Raw genomic sequence first — 19,185 nt, 5'->3', positions numbered from 1 at the left:
CATTCCGAACCCGGTAGCTAAGCCCTTCAGCGCCGATGGTACTGCGCGGGGTACCGCGTGGGAGAGTAGGACGCCGCCGGACTTCTTTTGGTGGGGGCTGTTTCTGGCTTGGGCCGGGAGCAGCCCCTACCTGTGTTTGAGGCACGTTTCCCGCAGCCGACGAGCCGTGTGCAGGCTGGTGCGGCGGTGCGGGCACTGGTCTGTTGCGCCTGGTGCCGTACCTCACAGCACGCACCAGCCCGGGCGGCTGAAGGCCCTCCCGCTGCTGGTCGGGGCGCCCTGACGGCGAGTGGTGTGGTGCGTGCAGAGGCGGGCTCCGGTGGCTCCAGTTTGATGGACGTCCTACTATCGGAGTGCCAACGAGGGGCGTTGGCACCGGAGTTCCGTCCAGGGGAGCGAGCCGCATGAGCGCAGTCACCGTGGCGGGTCAGGAGACCCCCACCCTGCACGTGCCCGTCTGGCCGGTGCGCGTCGTCACCGCCGCAGCCCTGTTCGACGGGCACGACGCGGCGATCAACATCATGCGTCGGATCCTGCAGGCGCAGGGCGCCGAGGTGATCCACCTGGGGCACGACCGGGGCGTGGACGAGGTTGTCAGCGCCGCCATCCAGGAAGATGCACAGGCCATCGCGATCTCGTCCTATCAAGGCGGCCATGTCGAGTACTTCAGCTACCTGATCGAGCGACTCCGGGCCCGGGGCGCCGGGCACATCCGGGTCTACGGGGGTGGTGGTGGTGTGATCGTCCCCGAGGAGATCGAACTACTGCATTCCCGTGGCGTCGCGCGGATCTTCTCCCCGGAGGACGGGCAGCGGCTCGGGCTCGCACTCATGGTCAACAGCATTGTTCGCGAGAGCGACATCGATCTGGCCGTCGACGCTCCCTCGGTCGCGCAGGTGCGCGGTGGCGACGAGACGGTACTCGCCAGGGCGATCACCGTCCTGGAAGCGGGGCGCGACGAAGGCTTCGCGGCCGGGCTGCGGGACGCTGCCGAACGGGGGCCCAAGGTTCCGGTGCTGGGTATCACGGGCACCGGTGGCTCCGGGAAGTCCTCCCTTACCGACGAGGTGCTGCGCCGCTTCCGGCTGGACCAGGGGGATGCGCTGCGGATCGCCGTCCTCGCCGTTGACCCGACCCGGCGCCGTGGTGGCGGTGCGTTGCTCGGTGACCGGATCAGGATGAACGCACTGGCGGCGCTGCCGGACAACGCCGCTGCTGCTGCTGCCGCTGCCGCTGCCGCTGCTGCGAATGCCGCTCCGGCGTCCGGCGGCGGTGGCGCCGCGGTCGCCGGCGTGGACGAGTCCGCGCCTGCGGCCGGCCCACGGGCGTTCTTCCGCTCCCTGGCCACCCGTAAGGCGGGGCGGGAGCTGCCGGAGCAGCTCGCCGACATCATCGCGGCCTGCAAGGTCGCCGGGTACGACCTGGTGATCGTGGAGACGCCCGGCATCGGCCAGGGCGACGCCGCCATCGTGCCCTTCTGCGACGTCTCGATGTACGTGATGACGCCCGAGTACGGTGCGGCCTCCCAGCTCGAGAAGATCGACATGCTCGACTTCGCCGACCTCGTCGCCGTCAACAAGTTCGAGCGGCGGGGTGCGGAGGACGCGCGGCGCGACGTCGCTCGTCAGATGGTCCGTAACCGAGAGGACTTCGGTGCCGCGTGGGAGGACATGCCGGTGTTCGGCACCTCGGCCGCGCGGTTCAACGACGACGGTGTCACTGCGCTCTACCTGTTCCTGCGCGCACTGCTCCACGATCACGGCCTGAAGCTCGACGCAGGTGTGCTGGCACCGGTCGACGGGCGGGTCTCCTCGGGCCTCACGACCGTCGTGCCGCCGAGCCGGGTGCGCTACCTGGCCGAGATCGCGGATGCGGTGCGGGAGTATCACGCGCACACCGAGGAGCAGGCGTCCGCCGCGCGCCGTCGGCAGCATCTGACGACCGCGATCACCGAGCTCGATCGGTCCGTCGGTTCCGCGGAGGCTGAACGATCCGAGGGGTCGACGCGTTCTGCCAGCTCGGCTGGCTCGGCCGACGGGGTGGACAGGCTGCGAGAACTGCGGGACGCGGCCGACGCGGGGCTGGATCGCGAGACCCGTGAGCTGCTCGATTCCTGGCCGGCGCTGCTCGCCGAGCGCTCCGGGGACGAGATGGTCTACGTGGTGCGCGGCCAGGAGATCCGCACGCCGCTGCGGCGGGTCACACTCTCCGGGACGTCCGTGCCACGGGTCGCTGTTCCGGACATCGACGACGACGCGCGGCTGGTGCGTTTCCGCCGCCGGGAGAACCTGCCCGGGATGTTCCCGTTCACCGCGGGCGTCTTCCCCTTCAAGCGGACCGGTGAGGCCCCGGCCCGGATGTTCGCCGGCGAAGGCGACCCGTTCCGGACGAACCGCCGCTTTCACCTGCTCTCCGCTGATTCTCCGGCGACCCGGCTCAGCACAGCGTTTGATTCGGTGACGCTGTACGGGCGGGATCCCGGCTCCCGGCCCGATGTCTACGGGAAGATCGGCACCTCCGGGGTGTCGGTGGCGACCCTCGACGACATGAAGGTCCTTTTCGCGGGCTTCGACCTGTGCGCGGCGACAACAAGCGTCTCGATGACGATCAACGGGCCGGCGCCGGCGATCCTCGCCATGTTCCTCAACACGGCGATCGACCAGCGGATCGAGGCCTTCCGGACGGAACACGGCCGCGAGCCCTCGGCGGCCGAGACGGCCGAGGCGGCGGCGTGGGCGCTGGCGAACGTGCGGGGAACGGTACAGGCCGACATCCTCAAGGAGGACCAGGGCCAGAACACCTGCATCTTCTCCACCGAGTTCGCGTTGCGCTGCATGGCGGACATGCAGCAGTGGTTCATCGACAACCGGGTGCGGAACTTCTATTCCGTGTCGATCTCCGGCTATCACATTGCGGAAGCCGGCGCGAACCCGATCAGCCAGCTCGCGTTCACTCTCGCCAACGGATTCACCTATGTCGAGGCGTACCTGGCCCGCGGGATGGACATCGACGACTTCGCGCCGAACCTGTCGTTCTTCTTCTCCAACGGCATGGACGCCGAGTACAGCGTGATCGGTCGGGTCGCCCGGCGGATCTGGGCAGTGGCGATGCGCGAGCGTTACGGCGCCTCGGAACGCTCCCAGAAGCTCAAGTACCACGTGCAGACCTCGGGCCGCTCGCTGCACGCGAGGGAGATGAACTTCAACGACATCCGAACGACCCTGCAGGCGCTGTGCGCGATCTACGACAACTGCAACAGCCTGCACACCAACGCCTACGACGAGGCGGTGACGACGCCCACCGAGCAGTCGGTCCGGCGCGCGCTGGCGATCCAGATGATCATCGACCAGGAGTGGGGCCTCGCCGGCAACGAGAACCCGCTGCAGGGTTCCCATGTGATCGACGAACTCACCGACCTGGTCGAGGAGGCCGTCCTCGCCGAGTTCGAGCGGATCTCGGAACGGGGCGGTGTTCTCGGCGCGATGGAAACCGGCTACCAGCGCGGCCGGATCCAGGACGAGTCGATGCTCTACGAGCGGCGTAAGCATGATGGTTCCCTGCCGATCGTCGGCGTCAACACATTCCTCGGTCCGGATGTCGACGAGAAGGATGCCGGCCCGCTGGAACTCGCCCGGGCCACGGAAGAGGAGAAGCAGTCCCAGCTGCGGCGCCTCGCGGACTTCAACGGCCGTAACGCGGACGCCGCTGCGCTGGCGCTCGACCGCCTGCGGAAGGTGGCCGCGGCCGGTGGTAACACATTCGAGGTGCTGATGGAGGCGGCGCGGGTGTGCTCGCTGGGCCAGATCAGTGCGGCGTTCTTCGACGTCGGCGGTCAGTACCGGCGCAACATCTGACGCGGGCGCAACATCTGACGCGGGCGCACCGTCGCGGCGCCGTCAGGGCGTCAGGCTGTCGGCGCCACTGCCGGGTGGCCGGGTCCGGGGGCCCGGTCACACCGACCGTGTTCCGCCCCCTGGGATGTCGCCGCAGCTGTTGTCCCGCTGGGCTGCCATGGCGCAGCGGCCGTTGGCCGGGATCCGCGAGGGTGGGTCGGAATGGCATAGTGGATGGCGCCGTCTGTCCGATGACCCGCATTTGGAGAACCGCACCCGTGACGCAGCCGAAGCCTCTTCCGGCCGACCCGATCGCGGAGGCGCACCGGCAGTGGAAAGCACACGGATGGGGCGGCGTGGCGGATGGTATGGCCGCCGTCACATCGGTGATGCGTGCACAACAGATCCTGCTTGCCCGGGTTGACGAGGTGCTTCGCCCGCTCGATCTTACTTTCGCCCGGTACGAGCTCCTCATGCTGTTGTTGTTCAGCCGGAAGGGCTCGTTGCCACTGAGTCGCATCGGAAGCCTGCTGCAGGTCCATCCGACCAGCGTCACCAGCGCGGTCGACCGTCTGGAGGCCCGTGGGCAGGTGCGCCGACAGCCACATCCGACCGACCGGCGGGCCGTCCTCGCCGAGATCACGGACGAAGGTCGCGCGACCGCACTCGCCGCGACGACCCGCCTCAACGAGAGCGTCTTCGCCGACCCAGGCCTGCCCGAGAACGGGGTGACCGAACTGGTCGACCTGCTGACCGACCTGCGGAGCCGCGCCGGCGACTTCTGATCGTTCCCGGCGGCCCGCGCAGGACCAGCCCGGGTCTTCCAGGACGCCTCCAGGCCGGGCCGGGGTGCCCTTCGCGCCGTCCTGGGCGCCGGGCCGTGGCCTTCCACGACGGGCACCCGGACAGCGGCGAGCAGTGTTACAGGCCTGGTCCGGGTGGGCCCGCGAGTCCCGGTGGGTGGCGCGGGCGACAGCTACCCTCTACAGACGTGACCTACCTCGACCACGCGGCGACCACGCCCATGCGCCCGGAGGCGGTCGAGGCGTTCACCGCCGCCCTGGCTGACGCGGGAAACGCCTCCTCGCTGCACGCCGGCGGCCGGCGCGCGCGCAGGACCGTCGAGGAGGCGCGGGAGTCCCTGGCCGAGGTGCTCGGCGCGCGACCATCCGATGTGATCTTCACGGGGGGTGGGACGGAGAGCGACAACCTCGCGGTGAAGGGCCTGTACTGGTCGCGCCGCGCCGCCGACCCCCGGCGGCGGCGGCTGCTGGTGAGCGCCGTCGAGCATCCTGCGGTGCTGGACACGGCGTCCTGGCTGGCCAGGCACCAGGGAGCCGTCCTGGAGCTGCTGCCGGTGGACGGGACGGGCCTGGTGGCGCCGGAGGTGCTGCGCGCCGCGGTGGGGGACGATCCCGCCTCCGTCGCGATGATCTCGGTGATGTGGGCGAACAGCGAGGTGGGAACCATCCAGCCGGTCGCCGAGCTGGCCCGGGTCGCGCATGGCTGCGGCATCCCCTTTCACACCGATGCGGTGCAGGCGTTCGGGCAGGTCGAGACGTCCTTCGCCGCCAGCGGGGCAGACGCGCTGACGATCAGCGCCCACAAGATCGGCGGGCCGGTGGGGGTGGGTGCGCTGCTGGTGCGGCGCGGTCTGGAACTGGAGCCCCTGGCGCACGGAGGCGGGCAGGAGCGCGACATCCGGTCCGGCACCCTCAACACCCCCGGTGTCGCCGCGTTCGCGGCGGCCGCGCGGGCCGCCCGGGCGGAACTGCCCGCGGAGCAGGCCCGGCTCGCGGCACTGCGCGACGACCTCGTCCGCAGGGTTCTGGCCGAGGTTCCCGGGGCGACCTTGAACGGCGCGCCGCCCGGGCCGGGCCGGTTGCCGGGCAACGCCCATCTGACCTTCCCGGGGTGCGAGGGAGACTCGCTGCTCATGCTGTTGGACGCACACGGTGTGGAATGCTCGACGGGTTCCGCCTGTTCGGCGGGAATCGCGAGGCCCTCGCATGTGCTGTTGGCTATGGGTGCCGACGAGGCGCATGCGCGCGGGTCGTTGCGCTTCTCGCTCGGGCACGGCTCGGCGGCGCGGGATGTCGATGCGCTCGTCGCCGTGATCGGCCCGGTGGTGGAACGCGCCGCCCGGGCCGGTGAACTCGCCGGGCTCAGTCCCCGAGGCTGAGGTCCGCAGAGGGAGTGGGATCGTGGGCAGGATGAAGGTGCTCGCGGCCATGTCGGGCGGGGTCGACTCGGCGGTGGCCGCGGCACGGGCTGTGGACGCCGGCCATGACGTGACGGGCGTCCACCTCGCGCTCGCCCGGACCCCGGCCTCCGACCGGGTCGGCTCCCGTGGGTGCTGCACGCTGGAGGACGCCCGCGACGCCCGCCGGGCCGCGGACGTGCTCGGCATCCCCTTCTATGTCTGGGATCTCGCCGACCGGTTCGAGTCCGAGGTCATCGATCAGTTCGTCGCCGACTACTCCGCCGGCCGCACCCCCAACCCGTGCGTGAGCTGCAACGAGCGCATCAAGTTCGCTGCTGTGCTGGACCGGGCGCTGGCGCTCGGCTTCGATGCGGTCGTCACCGGCCACCACGCCCGTCTCGACCCGGACGGGACGCTGCGCCGCTCGGTCGACCTGGCCAAGGACCAGTCGTACGTGCTCGGCACACTGCGTCCGGAGCAGCTGGCCGCGGCCCGCTTCCCGCTCGGGGACTCGACGAAGGAGCAGGTCCGCGCGGAGGCGGCGCGCCGTGGCCTCGGTGTTGCCGACAAGCCGGACAGCCATGACATCTGCTTCGTCGCCTCTGGCGACACCGGGGCGTGGCTGCGCGAGCGGCTGGGCCCGCGGCCGGGCCCGATCGTGGACGCGGGCACCGGCGAGACGCTCGGCGAGCACGACGGTGCCTACGCCTTCACGGTCGGGCAGCGCCGGGGCCTGCGGCTCGGCCGTCCCGCCCCGGACGGCCGCCCGCGGTACGTCCTCGAACTGTCCCCGGTGACATCGACGGTGACCGTCGGGCCGGCGGAGGCACTGGATATGCGCAGCCTCGTCGCGGAGCGGATCGTGTGGCCCCACGAGGGCTCCGTGTCATGCACCGCGCAGGTCAGGGCTCATGGCGGTGTTGTCCCGGCGACAGTGACGGCCCGTGGGGACGAGCTCGACGCGCGGCTGGCCGAACCGGTGCGCGGCACTGCCGCGGGCCAGGCCGTGGTCTTCTACGACGGGGACCGGGTCCTCGGCGGCGGGCGTATCCGCTCCCTCGCCGGCTGACTCGTCGCTGTCCGACCCGTTCCTGTCCGACCCGTTCCTGCCGGTCCTGTTCCCATCTGGCCTGTTCCCACCTGACCCGTCGCACCGATCCCCTGGCCTGCCGCGGGCCCGAGCGCTGCTGGCTCCGACCGTGGGCACGGCGGTGCCAGCGCCGGTGTGGGTGCCAGCGCCGGTGCCGGTGCGGGCGTGGCTGGCCAGCTGTGATCCGCTGTGGTCCGCTGCCGGCGATCCGGGGGCGGATGCGGGCGGAGACGAAGGAGTCGATGTGGCGATGTGGCGATGAACTGGTCTGCGGTGGAGCGGGAGCCCGAGCGGGTCCCGGCGGTGGACGGTGCCGGCCAGGACCGCGGCGAGGGTGCGCCGGCCGCGCCGAAGGGGCTCCCGTGGGCGGCGGGGTGCGTTTCCGGTGTCGGCTCGCTGCCGGGCGTCGACCCGGTCGAGGCCGCTCGGTACGTCCTCGGCGAGGTTCCTGAGCTGCCGTTCCTGCCGGAGCTGCCGGGTCGTGGCCTGGGCGCTGACATGATCGGTCGGAGTCTGGCCGTGCTGGTGGACATGCCGGTCGACCACCAGCCCTCCGGCTGGCGGCTGGTGCCGCGCCCGGGGCTCGAGCTGCGCCGAGCCCGTGACTTCCTCGAGCACGACCTCGACGTGTTCACCGAGGCCGCGGCGGGCTACACCGGCCCACTCAAGGTCGCCTTCGCCGGCCCCTGGACGCTGGCGAGCTCGGTGGAGCTGCCGCGGGGCCACAAGGCGCTCTCCGACCAGGGGGCCGTCCGTGACATCGCCGAGGCCCTCGCGGAGGGGCTGGCACTCCTCCTCGCCGACCTCGGCCGCCGGATCCCGGGCGCGCGCCTGCTCGTCCAGATCGACGAGCCGTCCCTGCCGGCGGTGCTCGCCGGGCGGATCCGTACCCCCAGCGGCTTCTCGGTGGTGCCCGCGGTGGAGGAGGGCCCGGCCATCGAGCGGCTCGCCGCCGTGCTCGGTGCCGCTGCGGCGGTGGGACCCGTGGCCGCCGCCGGCGTGCACTGCTGCGCGCCGCAGGTGCCGCTCGACCTGCTGCGCCGCGCCGGCGCGCGGTTCGTAGGCCTGGACGCGACCCTGCTCACCCGGGCCGAGGACGACGCCGTCGGCGAGGCGGTCGACGCCGGCCTCGGCCTCATGTTCGGTCTGGTACCGACCTCGCGCGGCGCGGATCTGTCGGACCCTCGCCGTACGGTCATGGTGGCGGTGGACCTGTGGCGCCGGCTCGGCTTCGCACCGGATCGGCTCGGAGAGGTGGTGGCGGTGACACCAACGTGTGGCCTGGCCGATGCCAGTCTGGACGACGCGCGGTCTGTTCTGCGCCACTGCCGCCAGGCGGCACGGGTCCTGGTGGAATCTCCGGAGTGAGAATGTCCGCCGCAGTGCCGCGGGAGCGAGTGCGGTGAGCGTTGAGGAGGTGGCTGCCGAGCCGATGAGTGCCCATGTGAGCGATGCGGCGGAGGCCGACGGCAAAGCTGACACGGATGACCGGGCGCGGGCCGCCGACCTGGCCCGGGAGCTGGAGGAGCACGCCCACCGCTACTACGTGCTCGATGCGCCCACCGTCTCTGACGCCGAGTACGACACCCTCATGCGCGAGCTCGAGGCGATCGAGCAGCGCCGTCCGGACCTGCGTACGCCCGACTCACCGACGCAGAAGGTGGCGGGCTCCTACTCGACGCTGTTCACGCCGGTCGAGCATCTCGAGCGCCTGCTGTCGCTGGACAACGTGTTCACCGAGGAGGACTTCCACGCCTGGGCGGCGCGCGCCGCGCGGGAACAGCCGGTCACGGCGTGGCTGTGCGAGCTGAAGATCGACGGGCTCGCGGTCGACCTCGTCTACGACAACGGCGTGCTGGTGCGCGCGGCGACCCGCGGTGACGGGCGCACGGGGGAGGACATCACGCCGAACGTGCGCACGCTGCGTAGCGTGCCGGCCCGGCTGCGGGGGGCAGGCGTGCCGGAACTGCTGGAGGTGCGTGGCGAGGTCTTCTTCCCGACCGCGCGCTTCACCGAGCTGAACGCGTCGCTGGTCGAGGCGGGGAAGGCGCCGTTCGCGAACCCGCGCAACGCCGCCGCGGGGTCGCTGCGGCAGAAGGATCCCCGGGTTACCGCGGGCCGCCCGCTCGACATGATCGTCCATGGGGTGGGCGCCCACCGGGGGTTCGAGGCGACCTCCCAGTCGGCGGCCTACGCGCGGCTCGCCGAGCTGGGCCTGCCGGTCTCGGCCCGCCACCGGGTGTTCGCGGGCGTCGACGAGGTGCTGGCGTTCATCCGCGAGTGGGGTGAGCACCGGCACGACGTCGAGCACGAGATCGACGGGGTGGTCATCAAGGTCGACGAGTTCGCCCAGCAGCGGCGGCTCGGCGCGACGTCCAAGGCGCCCCGCTGGGCGGTCGCGTTCAAGTACCCGCCGGAGGAGGTCACCACCCGGCTGCGGGACATCAAGGTGAACGTCGGCCGCACCGGCCGGGTCACCCCGTTCGGGGTGCTCGAGCCGGTCAAGGTGGCGGGCTCGACGGTGGCGATGGCCACCCTGCACAACATCGACGAGGTCGGCCGCAAGGGTGTGCTCATCGGCGACACCGTCGTGGTGCGCAAGGCGGGTGACGTCATTCCGGAGATCGTCAGTCCGGTCGTCGACCTGCGGGACGGCTCCGAGCGGGCGTTCGTCATGCCCACGCACTGCCCGGAGTGCGGCACCGAGCTGGGCCGCCCCGAGGGCGAGGTGGACATCAGGTGCCCCAACACGGTGTCGTGCCCCGCGCAGCTGCGGGAGTCCGTGTTCCATCTGGCGTCCCGCGGGGCGCTGGACATCGACGGGCTGGGATACGAGACGGCGACGGTCCTGTTGGCCGAGGGCCGCATCCGCGACATCGGTGACGTCTTCCACCTGACGGCGGAGTCGTTCGACGGGCTGCGCGGCTTCGCTGACCGGAAGATCGAGCAGATCCTGCGCGGAGTCGACGCGGCGCGGGACCGGCCGCTGTGGCGGCTGCTGGTCGGGTTGTCGATCCGGCATGTGGGGCCGACGGCCGCCCGCGCGCTGGCCCGCGAGCTGCGGTCCCTCGACGCGATCGCCGCGGCGCCGGCCGAGCGGCTCGCCGCTGTCGACGGGGTCGGGCCGAAGATCGCCGACGCCGTCGTCGACTGGTTCACCGATCCCCGCCATCGTGATCTGGTCGCCCGGCTCGCTGCCGGCGGCGCCCGGCTCGCGGACGAGGGGGCGGGTGAGGGCCCCGGGCCGCTCGACGGCGTCACCCTGGTCATCACCGGCACGCTGGACGGGTGGAGCCGTGACACCGCCACCGAGGCGGTGCAGGCACGCGGCGGCAAGGTCACCGGGTCGGTCAGCAAGAAGACGACCTTCGTGGTGGCCGGTGCGGACCCCGGGACGGCGAAGTACGAGAAGGCGCGCAGCCTGAAGATCCCGCTGCTGGACGAGGCCGGATTCGCTGCCCTCCTTGATAACGGAGCGGATGCGGCCAGGGTGCATGCCGTGCTCGAAGGGGATGAAGGGTAGCCTTCGGATCCTGGCAGCGAAAGGTTCATCACGGTGAGCAGTCATACGTACTGTCGCGTTCCGGTGCGCCGGCTGGGCGGCTCCGACATGCCCCCGCAACGCGTCGCCAGGTCGACTCGGGACAAACCAGGACGTTGTTGATGCGCGGCTGCGGGCTCCGGCTGGTCGGCGCGCCCGCTGCGTCGCCGAAGCCGCCCGAACCGGCTCGGGCCCGGGTGCTCGGCACGGTCGGATGCCTCACGGCGCTACTGATCATCGGGGTGGGCCTCTGGCGCGGCGGCTTCAGCGACCTGGGTATCGCCTTCGTGCCCCTTGCCGGCCTCGCGCTGGTCGTCCGTCCGCAGACACAGCTGTCACTCCTGTCCGGCGTGCCGGTGGCAGGCCGGGTGGGGCTCGGCGGCACGGATCTGAGCGGGGCCTTCCTGTTCGCGATCCTGCTCGGCTGGGGCGCGCCGGCGGCGCTCGCCGTCCACCTGGTCGTCGCCCTGCCGGTCCGGCGGCGGGGGGTACCCGCCTGGCAGGTGATGGCGAGGGTGGGGCGGCGCGCCCTCGGTCTCGCGGCGGCGGGGGCGGTGGTCGCCGCCTGCGGTATCGATCACGATCTCGGCACCGCGGAGCTGCCCGCCGTGGCACTCGCCGCGCTGGTGCTCTTCGTCGTCGAGGACCTGCCCTGCGCCGTGCCGGGCCCGGCACGGCGCCCGACGTCCAGCCTGGCGTCCAGCTCGCAGCCGAGCCCGTCGGCGGGCCCGTCGGCGGGCCCGTGGCGGCTGGCCGGCCGCCGTCGGATGGCGTTCGTCGAACTGCATCGGCGCGTGGCGGCCGGGGCAGCAGTGCTCTCGCTCGCGCCGCTGATCGTGATCGCCGCCGATCGTGGCCCATGGCTCGCGCTGCTGCTGCTGCCCGCGTTGCGGGTGGTGGGCCGGGTCGGCGAGGCCGTTCGGCAGAAGGAGCACGAGGCCCGCCACGACGGGCTCACCGGGCTGCCGAACCGGGCGGCGCTCGCCGAGCGCGCCGCGCTCAGCTTCGCCGCGGCCGAGCACAGCGGGACACGCGTCGGGCTGCTGCTCCTCGACCTCGACCGGTTCAAGGAGGTCAACGACCGGCTGGGACATGAGGTCGGGGACCGGCTGCTGGTCGTCGCGGCGGCCCGCCTGACGGCCGCGCTGCGGCCCGGGGACGTCGTCGCACGGCTCGGCGGGGACGAGTTCGCCGTGCTGCTCCCCGCCCTGCCGGCGGGCTCGGCAGGCCGGGCGGTCGCCGCCGAGGTGGCCGGCCGGGTCCGCGGGGTCGTGCGTGCCGGGTACGAGATCGACGGCCAGTCCTGCGAGATCGACGTGAGCGTCGGCGTGGCGCTGTACCCGGATGACGGCAGCGACCTGCCGGCGCTGTCGCGATGCGCCGACGTCGCGATGTACGCGGCCAAGGAGCACCGGCTGGGTGTCCAGGCCTACGGGCCGCAGGACGCCCGCCGGGCACGGCTGCGCGCCCGCACGGCAGCCGAGCTCGGCTATGCCCTCGACCAGGGGCAGCTCGAGCTGCACTACCAGCCGCAGGCGGAGATCATCGACGGGCGGGTGCGGCGGGCCGAAGCGCTGCTGCGCTGGCGGCACCCCAGCCGCGGCCTGCTGCTGCCGGGGGTGTTCGTGCCGCTCGCCGAGTCCACCGGTCTGATGCGCCCGCTCACCTCGTGGGCGATCGACGCGGCGCTGGCGCAGACAGCCCGCTGGCATGCGGCCGGCATCCCGGTCGCCATCGCGGTGAACGTGTCCTCGCGTGATCTGGGGGACCCCCGGTTCGTGGGCTCCGTCGCGAGTGCACTGGCCGCCAGCGACCTCCCGGCGGACACACTCACCTTCGAGGTGACGGAGAAGGCTCTCACCGCGGCCGGGGGAGACCCTGCCAGCGCCCTTCGCGACCTCGCCGATCTGGGCATCTCGGTGAGTCTGGACGACTTCGGGACCGGCCTGGTCTCACTCGAGGCCCTGCGGCGCCTGCCGATCGACGAGATCAAGATCGACCGGACGGTGATCCGCCGGATGGAGACCGCCGTGCGTGACGCAGCCTTCGTCCGCGCCGTGGTCCGCCTTGCCTCCGACCTGGGGCTGCGGGTTGTCGCGGAGGGGGTCGAGACGTCCGCGGAGTGGTGTCGGCTCGCCGGGTTCGGTGCGCACGCGGCGCAGGGCTGGCATGTTGCGCCGGCACTGCCGGCGACGCTGCTCACGCCCTGGCTCGCCGAGCCCGGCGACGGGTTGACCGGACTTGGACCCGGAGCGGCGAGCGGGAACGGAGCGGTGCCCGCGACCGGCCTCGGGCCTGAGCCCGGACAGCTCGCCGGGCGATCGTCCGGGGCGTCCTGGGGCGAGCTCGCCTGTTGTGGGCAGCCTCGGCGTGACGACGGCCGGGCCGGCGCCGGGCGCCCGGACGGGCCCGGTGGCGACGCCATCACTCACTCGCGACCGCGCTGACCGTTGTTGGCGGCGCGGGCGAGACTGGCAGCGATGCCGGCCAGGTGGGCCAGCCGGGCGATCTCGGAGGAGCGGAACGCCGGGCCGCCCGGCCGGCCGAGGAGCAGGGCGAGCCGCTCGTGGCCCACGGGCGCCGCGACGAGCTCCATGTTGACCGCCTCCCAGCGGGCGGGGAACTCGCCGTCGCCGGGCCCGATGCGCCGGGCCGCGGGCAGCGGCAGCCACGGCAGCGGAAAGCGGACCCGCTCCGGCACTCCCAGGTCGGCGCCGCCGAGGCTGGGCGCGCCGACCGAGGCCTCCCGGACCCGGGCGTCGCCGGGCGCCAGATGCTCCAGCAGCAGCGCCCAGTCAGCGTGGAAGACTCCCGCGACCAGCTCGGTCAGCACCGCCGCGGCCTGGGCGGGGCGCTCGGTCAGCGCGTCGACGAGCTCCAGGTCGTCGCCGATCCCGGCGCCGTCGGCCAGGAAGGGCCGCAGTGCCTCGACGGTGACGCCCGGAACGGACTGGGCCGCGGTGTACACACGGTCGGCCAGCCCGCCCGGGGGCAGCAGGACGATCATGTCGTCGACCGCGCCGGCGGGGGTGTGTTCGACCACCGAGAGACTCACGATGTCGATGCCTGCCGCGCCGAGCGCCGTCGCCACCGCGCCCAGCGCACCAGGGTGATCGGGGAGCACGAGCCTGAGCAGGTACGACATGCGGCTGAGCATGCGCAAGGGGTGTGACACTGTCATGGCGATCATGTCACGGGCGGATGTCGGCCCAGGTCAAGGGGCTGCCGCGGAAAAGTCGGGTCTTCGCGTGTCCCGCCGCGCCCGCTTCGGGACGCGCCGCGTCCGGTTCGCGACGCCGACCCGTACGATGAAGGACGACGCCGACGCCGCGCACGCCGGTGCGCAGCCGGCCGTACAGGTCCGGCCGCGTCCGGCATGGCAGCGGCCGGGGCGGCGGTGACGGCTCGGCGCGCACGCTGCCGGCCGGGCCGGCCGCCACGTCCGTGTCCCGCACCGCGGGCGCGCGGCGACCGCGCGATGACCTAGCCGATGTCGGGCCTGTGCCCACCGCCCACGAGGGGTCCACCGGAATGGCGATCACCCGGGACGAGGTCGCGAACCTCGCCCGCCTGTCGCGGATGTCCCTGTCCGAGGCCGAGCTCGACGCGCTCGCACCCCAGCTCGAGGCGATCCTCGGTGCCGTGGCCCGGGTCTCCGAGGTGGCGGCGGCGGATATTCCGCCGACCTCGCACGCCGTACCGCTCACCAATGTCTTCCGCGCGGACGTGACCCGCCCGTCGCTGCCGGTCGCCGACGTTCTCGCCGGCGCGCCCGCCGCCGAGGAGGGCCGGTTCCGGGTGCCGCGCATCCTCGATCCGGAAGAGTGAAGGGCACCAGGCCGCAGATGACCGACGTTTCAGGCACCCCGACGTCCGCCGCGCCCGCGGGCCCCGCGTCCGGCCGGACGGACGACGTCGTCCGGCTGACCGCCGCCGCCACGGCGGCCGCGATCGCCGCCGGTGAGCTCTCCGCCCAGGAGGCCACCCGCGCCGCTCTCGACCGGATCGCCAAGGTCGACGACGCGGTGCACGCGTTCCTGCACGTCGACGCCGACGGCGCGCTCGCCGCCGCGCGCGCGGTGGACGCCCGCCGGGCAGGCGGGGAGAAGCTGGGCCCGCTGGCTGGCGTCCCGCTCGCGCTGAAGGACGTGTTCACCGCCCGCGGCATGCCGACGACCTGCGGCAGCCGCATCCTGGAGGGCTGGCGGCCGCCGTATGACGCGACTGTCGTCTCCCGGCTGCGCGCGGCGGACGTCATCGTCCTCGGCAAGGTGAACATGGACGAGTTCGCGATGGGCTCGTCCACCGAGAACTCCGCCTACGGCCCGACCCACAACCCGTGGGATCTCACCCGCATCCCGGGCGGGAGCAGCGGTGGCAGCGCGGCAGCCGTCGCGGCCTTCGAGGCACCGTTGTCCATCGGTACCGACACCGGTGGGTCGATCCGGCAGCCGGCGGCGGTCTGCGGCCTGGTCGGCGTGAAGCCGACCTACGGCGGCGTCAGCCGGTATGGCCTGATCGCCTTCTCCAGCTCGCTGGACCAGGCGGGCCCGATCACCCGCACCGTCGGCGACGCCGCACTGCTGCACGCGGCCATCGCCGGGCATGACCCCAGGGACAGCACCAGCGTCGACCTGCCGGTGCCGCCCGTGGTGGAGGCGGCCGCCCGCCGCGACATCCGCGGCATGCGCATCGGCGTGGTCCGCGAGCTGTCCGGCGAAGGCTACGACGCCGGTGTGCAGGCGGCGTTCACCGCGGCCGTCGAGGAGCTGGCCGGGCTCGGCGCCGAGGTCGTCGAGGTGAGCTGCCCGCACTTCACCTACGGGCTGGCGGCGTACTACCTGATCGCGCCGAGCGAGTGCTCGTCCAACCTGGCCCGTTTCGACGCGATGCGCTTCGGCCTGCGGGCCGGTGACGACGGCCGCGCCGGCGCCGAGGAGGTCATGAGCCGCACCCGTGACCTCGGCTTCGGCGCCGAGGTGAAGCGGCGGGTCATGCTCGGCACCTACGCGCTGTCCTCGGGTTACTACGACGCCTACTACGGGCAGGCGCAGAAGGTGCGGACGCTGATCAGCCGTGACTTCGCCGCCGCCTACGAGCAGGCGGACGTGCTGGTCTCGCCGACCACGCCGACGCCGGCCTTCCCACTCGGCGACCGGGTCGACGACCCGGTCGCGATGTACCTGTCGGACCTGTGCACGATTCCGTCGAACCTCGCCGGCGGGCCGGCCATGAGCCTGCCGGCCGGGCTGGCGGGCGGGCTGCCGGTCGGCATCCAGATCATGGCGCCCGCCTTCGCGGACGACCGCCTCTACCTGGTCGGCGGCGCGCTGGAGGCGGCTCTGGACGCCCGGCGTGGGCACCCGCTGCTCGACGAGGCACCCGCGCTCTAGCCACGCCACCCGCCGACGGAGCGGGCGAGATCCGGCGGAACGGCGATCGGGAACGACGAGGAGGACGAGGAGGACATGGTCGAGCTGCGCAGTGGTCGTCAGGACCGCGCACTTCTGCTGGTCGTGTGGGGGCTCACGCTCGTGGTGCTCGTCCTCGGCGCGCTGACGCTGAGCCCGATCCTGCTGGTCTGGGGGATCATCGGGCTGCCGGCCGCGGTCGCGCTGGGCTACGTCCACCTCCGCGACACCCGCCGGGCCGCAGCGCAGACCAGCCAGGGCGCCGCCGAGCAGGGCACCACGCCGGGCATGACGGAGCCCGCAGCGGCGACGTCCGGCGACGAAACTGTGCGTGCCGCCCGGCCGGACGGCGGGGCGGAACCCGGCGCACTCGACGACGGCATCGAAGAGGAGTCATCCCGGTGAGCACAGCGGCTCCCGTCATCGCCACCCCGTCCTACGAGGACGCCCTGGCCCGCTACGAGGCGGTGATCGGGCTGGAGACACACGTCGAGCTCGGCACCGTGTCCAAGATGTTCTGCGGGTGCGCGACGGCCTTCGGGGCGACCCCGAACACCCAGGTGTGCCCGGTCTGCCTGGGCCTGCCCGGTGCGCTGCCGGTGGTGAACGAGGCCGCGGTGCGGTTCGCGACGCTCATCGGGCTGGCGCTGAACTGCACGGTCGCGTCCTGGTGCCGGTTCGCCAGGAAGAACTACTTCTACCCGGACATGCCGAAGAACTTCCAGATCAGTCAGTACGACGAGCCGCTGTGCGAGAACGGCTGGCTGGACGTCGAGGTCGAGGGCGAGATCCACCGGGTCGGGATCACGCGGGTCCACCTGGAGGAGGACACCGGCAAGTCGCTGCACGTCGGCGGGGCGACCGGGCGCATCCACGGGGCGACCCACTCGCTGGTCGACTACAACCGTGCCGGCATCCCGCTGGTCGAGATCGTCACCGAGCCGGACGTCCGTTCCCCGGAGCTCGCCCGCGCCTACGTCGACGAGCTGCGTGAGCTGTGCCGGTCGCTGGCCGTCTCCGACGTCCGGATGGACCAGGGCTCGCTGCGCTGCGACGCGAACGTCTCGCTGCGCCTGCGGCCGGCGAAGGGCGAGCCGGACGCGCCGTTCGGCACCCGGTCGGAGACGAAGAACCTGAACTCGCTGCGCTCGGTCGAGCGGGCCGTGCGGTTCGAGATCGTCCGGCAGGCGGCGCTGCTGGACGCGGGCGAGCGCGTCATCCAGGAGACCCGGCACTTCGACGAGGCGTCCGGGCGCACCTCCTCCGGTCGCTCGAAGGAGGAGGCGACCGACTACCGATACTTCCCGGAGCCGGACCTCACGCCGATCGCGCTGACGTCGGAGTACGTCGAGGCGCTGCGTGCGGTCCTGCCGGAGCTGCCGGCGCAGCGGCGGGCCCGCCTCATCGCGGAGCACGGTTACTCCGTGCGGGAGCTGCAGGAGATGCGCAACGCCGGGGTCCTCGACCTGGTCGAGGCGACGGTCGCCGCGGGCGCCAGCCCGGCCGGGGCGCGCAAGTGGTGGCTCAACGAGCTGGCCCGCCGCGCCGCGGATGCCGGGGTGGAGCCGCGTGAGCTGGCGATCAGCCCGGCCCAGGTGGCCCGGATCTGCGAGCTCGTGGCCGCCGGGCAGCTCACCGACGCCCTCGGGCGCAAGGTCGTCGACGGGGTGCTCGCCGGGGACGGCTCGCCCGACGAGGTGGTCGCGGCCCGCGGGCTGGCTGTGGTCTCCGACGATTCGGCACTGCGGGACGCGGTCGACGCCGCGATCGCCGGCGCGCCGGACATCGCGGAGAAGGTCCGGGGCGGCAAGCTGAACGCGGTCGGGCCGCTGGTCGGCACGGTCATGAAGACGATGCGCGGGCAGGCCGACGCCGCGGCCGTCCGCCGGCTCCTGCTGGAACGGCTTGGCGTGTCCTGACCGCGGACGGGCGACCGCGGGCGGGATGTGCGTCACATCACCCCGGTCGCCCGGGACGGGGGCCCGGTGCGACCTGATGTGCGACGATCGTCTCTGATGTCTGGGACCACGCGGGGGCGCCTGCTCGCCACCAGCGACATTCACGTCCGCCACCCGGAGAACCGGGCGGTGGTCGAGGCGATGCGCCCGGGGCACGACGATGACTGGCTGCTCGTGGTCGGCGACGTCGGGGAACTGCTCGACGACGTCGAGTGGGCGCTGCGCCTGCTCGCCGGCCGGTTCGCGAAGGTCGTGTGGGTGCCCGGCAACCACGAGCTGTGGTCCCTCAGCCGCGACGCGGTCGACCTGCGTGGCGAGGCCCGCTACCGCCACCTCGTCGACCTCTGCGCCGGCCTCGGCGTCCTCACACCGGAGGACCCGTACCCGCTCTGGACGGGTCAGGGCGGCCCGGCGCGGATCGTGCCGATGTTCCTGCTCTACGACTACACGTTCCGCCCGGCCGGCACGTCCACGAAGGAGGAGGCGCTCGCCGCCGCCTACGCCGCCGGAGTCGTCTGCTCGGACGAGTCGGTGCTCCATCCCGATCCCTACCCGTCTCGGGATGCCTGGTGCCGCGCTCGCGTCGCCATCACCCGGGCCCGGCTGGACGAGTGCCCGCGCGACGTCCCGCTCGTGCTGGTGAACCACTTCCCGCTGGTCCGTGAGCCGACCCGGATCCTGCGCTATCCGGTGTTCGCACAGTGGTGCGGCACCGAGCTGACGGCGGACTGGCACACCCGTTACAACGTCGCCGCGGTGGTCTACGGTCACCTGCACATCCCGCGGACGACCGTCCACGACGGCGTCCGGTTCGAGGAGGTCTCGGTCGGCTACCCGCGGGAGTGGCGCTCGTGGCGGACCAGGCGACCCGTCCTGCGCCAGATCCTGCCCGCGCCGACCGGTGAGCCCGTTCCGCCGTGGGGCGCCCCGCACGACGAGTCGGAGCACACGGCGCTGCAGGTTCCGCCGGGCGCGCCCGGCGGCCCCGTCTCCGCTGCCCCGGCGGTCCGCTCGCCGCAGCCGCAGCCGCAGCCGCAGCCGCAGCCGCCGCGGCCCTACCGGCAGGGTGCGGTTTAGCCCGAAGGTCCGCACCTCATCTGTGGTCCTCTGCGTTGCCACCATTGGTGCATCCGCGTGTCGGCTTGCCGA

13 protein-coding genes and 1 rRNA gene are annotated in these 19,185 nt (G+C 72.8%); 13 read left to right on the top strand and 1 reads right to left on the bottom strand.

Features of this window, described 5'->3' with window-relative positions:
- The 8 genes from rrf to AB1460_RS22085 form a co-directional block, all read left to right on the top strand.
- Positions 1-82: ribosomal RNA gene (rrf, locus tag AB1460_RS22120) — 5S ribosomal RNA — on the top strand; the annotation flags it as partial.
- A 322-nt stretch (positions 83-404) separates the two neighbouring features.
- Positions 405-3,854, top strand: coding sequence for a methylmalonyl-CoA mutase family protein (locus AB1460_RS22115; RefSeq protein ID WP_420497338.1), 3,450 nt, complete (start codon positions 405-407; stop codon positions 3,852-3,854).
- Positions 3,855-4,111: 257 nt separating this feature from the next.
- Positions 4,112-4,618, top strand: coding sequence for a MarR family winged helix-turn-helix transcriptional regulator (locus tag AB1460_RS22110; protein ID WP_071082469.1), 507 nt, complete (start codon positions 4,112-4,114; stop codon positions 4,616-4,618).
- Positions 4,619-4,824: 206 nt separating this feature from the next.
- A complete protein-coding gene (locus AB1460_RS22105) occupies positions 4,825-6,015 on the top strand; it encodes a cysteine desulfurase family protein (RefSeq protein WP_368963776.1) in 1,191 nt (396 codons plus the stop codon).
- Between the two features lie 31 nt (positions 6,016-6,046).
- Positions 6,047-7,105: a tRNA 2-thiouridine(34) synthase MnmA gene (gene mnmA, locus AB1460_RS22100; protein WP_368963783.1), complete on the top strand. Its 1,059-nt coding sequence runs from the start codon at positions 6,047-6,049 to the stop codon at positions 7,103-7,105.
- A gap of 279 nt (positions 7,106-7,384) precedes the next feature.
- The gene (locus AB1460_RS22095; RefSeq protein ID WP_420497337.1) at positions 7,385-8,494 is read left to right on the top strand and encodes a methionine synthase; all 1,110 of its coding nucleotides are present in this window, start codon (positions 7,385-7,387) and stop codon (positions 8,492-8,494) included.
- Between the two features lie 64 nt (positions 8,495-8,558).
- Entirely contained in the window at positions 8,559-10,649 is a 2,091-nt protein-coding gene (gene ligA, locus AB1460_RS22090; RefSeq protein WP_368963781.1) for an NAD-dependent DNA ligase LigA, read from the top strand.
- Positions 10,650-10,789: 140 nt separating this feature from the next.
- On the top strand, positions 10,790-13,114 hold the full coding sequence (locus tag AB1460_RS22085; RefSeq protein ID WP_368963772.1) for a putative bifunctional diguanylate cyclase/phosphodiesterase: 2,325 nt from the start codon (positions 10,790-10,792) through the stop codon (positions 13,112-13,114).
- Here AB1460_RS22085 and AB1460_RS22080 read toward each other — a convergent pair.
- The gene (locus tag AB1460_RS22080; RefSeq protein ID WP_368963779.1) at positions 13,096-13,824 is read right to left on the bottom strand and encodes an ACT domain-containing protein; all 729 of its coding nucleotides are present in this window, start codon (positions 13,822-13,824) and stop codon (positions 13,096-13,098) included. The genes AB1460_RS22085 and AB1460_RS22080 overlap by 19 nt on opposite strands.
- 374 nt (positions 13,825-14,198) lie before the next feature.
- On the opposite strand from AB1460_RS22080, the gene gatC reads away from it, so the two are divergent.
- The 5 genes from gatC to AB1460_RS22055 all read left to right on the top strand — a co-directional run bounded on the left by gatC (position 14,199) and on the right by AB1460_RS22055 (position 19,113).
- Positions 14,199-14,495: an Asp-tRNA(Asn)/Glu-tRNA(Gln) amidotransferase subunit GatC gene (gene gatC / locus AB1460_RS22075; RefSeq protein WP_026311616.1), complete on the top strand. Its 297-nt coding sequence runs from the start codon at positions 14,199-14,201 to the stop codon at positions 14,493-14,495.
- 17 nt (positions 14,496-14,512) lie between these two features.
- On the top strand, positions 14,513-16,060 hold the full coding sequence (gatA, locus tag AB1460_RS22070) for an Asp-tRNA(Asn)/Glu-tRNA(Gln) amidotransferase subunit GatA (protein WP_368963771.1): 1,548 nt from the start codon (positions 14,513-14,515) through the stop codon (positions 16,058-16,060).
- Between the two features lie 75 nt (positions 16,061-16,135).
- Positions 16,136-16,483, top strand: coding sequence for a hypothetical protein (locus AB1460_RS22065; RefSeq protein ID WP_368963770.1), 348 nt, complete (start codon positions 16,136-16,138; stop codon positions 16,481-16,483).
- Positions 16,480-17,997: an Asp-tRNA(Asn)/Glu-tRNA(Gln) amidotransferase subunit GatB gene (gene gatB, locus AB1460_RS22060; RefSeq protein ID WP_368963768.1), complete on the top strand. Its 1,518-nt coding sequence runs from the start codon at positions 16,480-16,482 to the stop codon at positions 17,995-17,997. The genes AB1460_RS22065 and gatB overlap by 4 nt, the downstream gene beginning before the upstream one ends.
- Before the next feature lie 96 nt (positions 17,998-18,093).
- Positions 18,094-19,113, top strand: coding sequence for a metallophosphoesterase family protein (locus AB1460_RS22055; RefSeq protein WP_368963767.1), 1,020 nt, complete (start codon positions 18,094-18,096; stop codon positions 19,111-19,113).
- Positions 19,114-19,185: the final 72 nt, after the last annotated feature.

The sequence above is a fragment of the Parafrankia sp. FMc2 genome (genome assembly GCF_041008525.1).
Taxonomy (GTDB): Bacteria; Actinomycetota; Actinomycetes; order Frankiales; family Frankiaceae; genus Parafrankia.
This window is presented reverse-complemented; position numbering and strand designations above follow the sequence as displayed.

Bases quoted from the DNA above. Each gene is read 5' to 3' on its own strand.
- AB1460_RS22115 (WP_420497338.1), top strand. From the start codon at position 405: ATGAGCGCAGTCACCGTGGCGGGTCAGGAGACCCCCACCCTGCACGTG.
- mnmA (WP_368963783.1), top strand. From the start codon at position 6,047: ATGAAGGTGCTCGCGGCCATGTCGGGCGGGGTCGACTCGGCGGTGGCC.
- AB1460_RS22095 (WP_420497337.1), top strand. From the start codon at position 7,385: ATGAACTGGTCTGCGGTGGAGCGGGAGCCCGAGCGGGTCCCGGCGGTG.
- ligA (WP_368963781.1), top strand. From the start codon at position 8,559: ATGAGTGCCCATGTGAGCGATGCGGCGGAGGCCGACGGCAAAGCTGAC.
- AB1460_RS22085 (WP_368963772.1), top strand. From the start codon at position 10,790: ATGCGCGGCTGCGGGCTCCGGCTGGTCGGCGCGCCCGCTGCGTCGCCG.
- AB1460_RS22080 (WP_368963779.1), bottom strand. From the start codon at position 13,824: ATGCTCAGCCGCATGTCGTACCTGCTCAGGCTCGTGCTCCCCGATCAC.
- gatC (WP_026311616.1), top strand. From the start codon at position 14,199: ATGGCGATCACCCGGGACGAGGTCGCGAACCTCGCCCGCCTGTCGCGG.
- gatA (WP_368963771.1), top strand. From the start codon at position 14,513: ATGACCGACGTTTCAGGCACCCCGACGTCCGCCGCGCCCGCGGGCCCC.
- AB1460_RS22065 (WP_368963770.1), top strand. From the start codon at position 16,136: ATGGTCGAGCTGCGCAGTGGTCGTCAGGACCGCGCACTTCTGCTGGTC.
- AB1460_RS22055 (WP_368963767.1), top strand. From the start codon at position 18,094: ATGTCTGGGACCACGCGGGGGCGCCTGCTCGCCACCAGCGACATTCAC.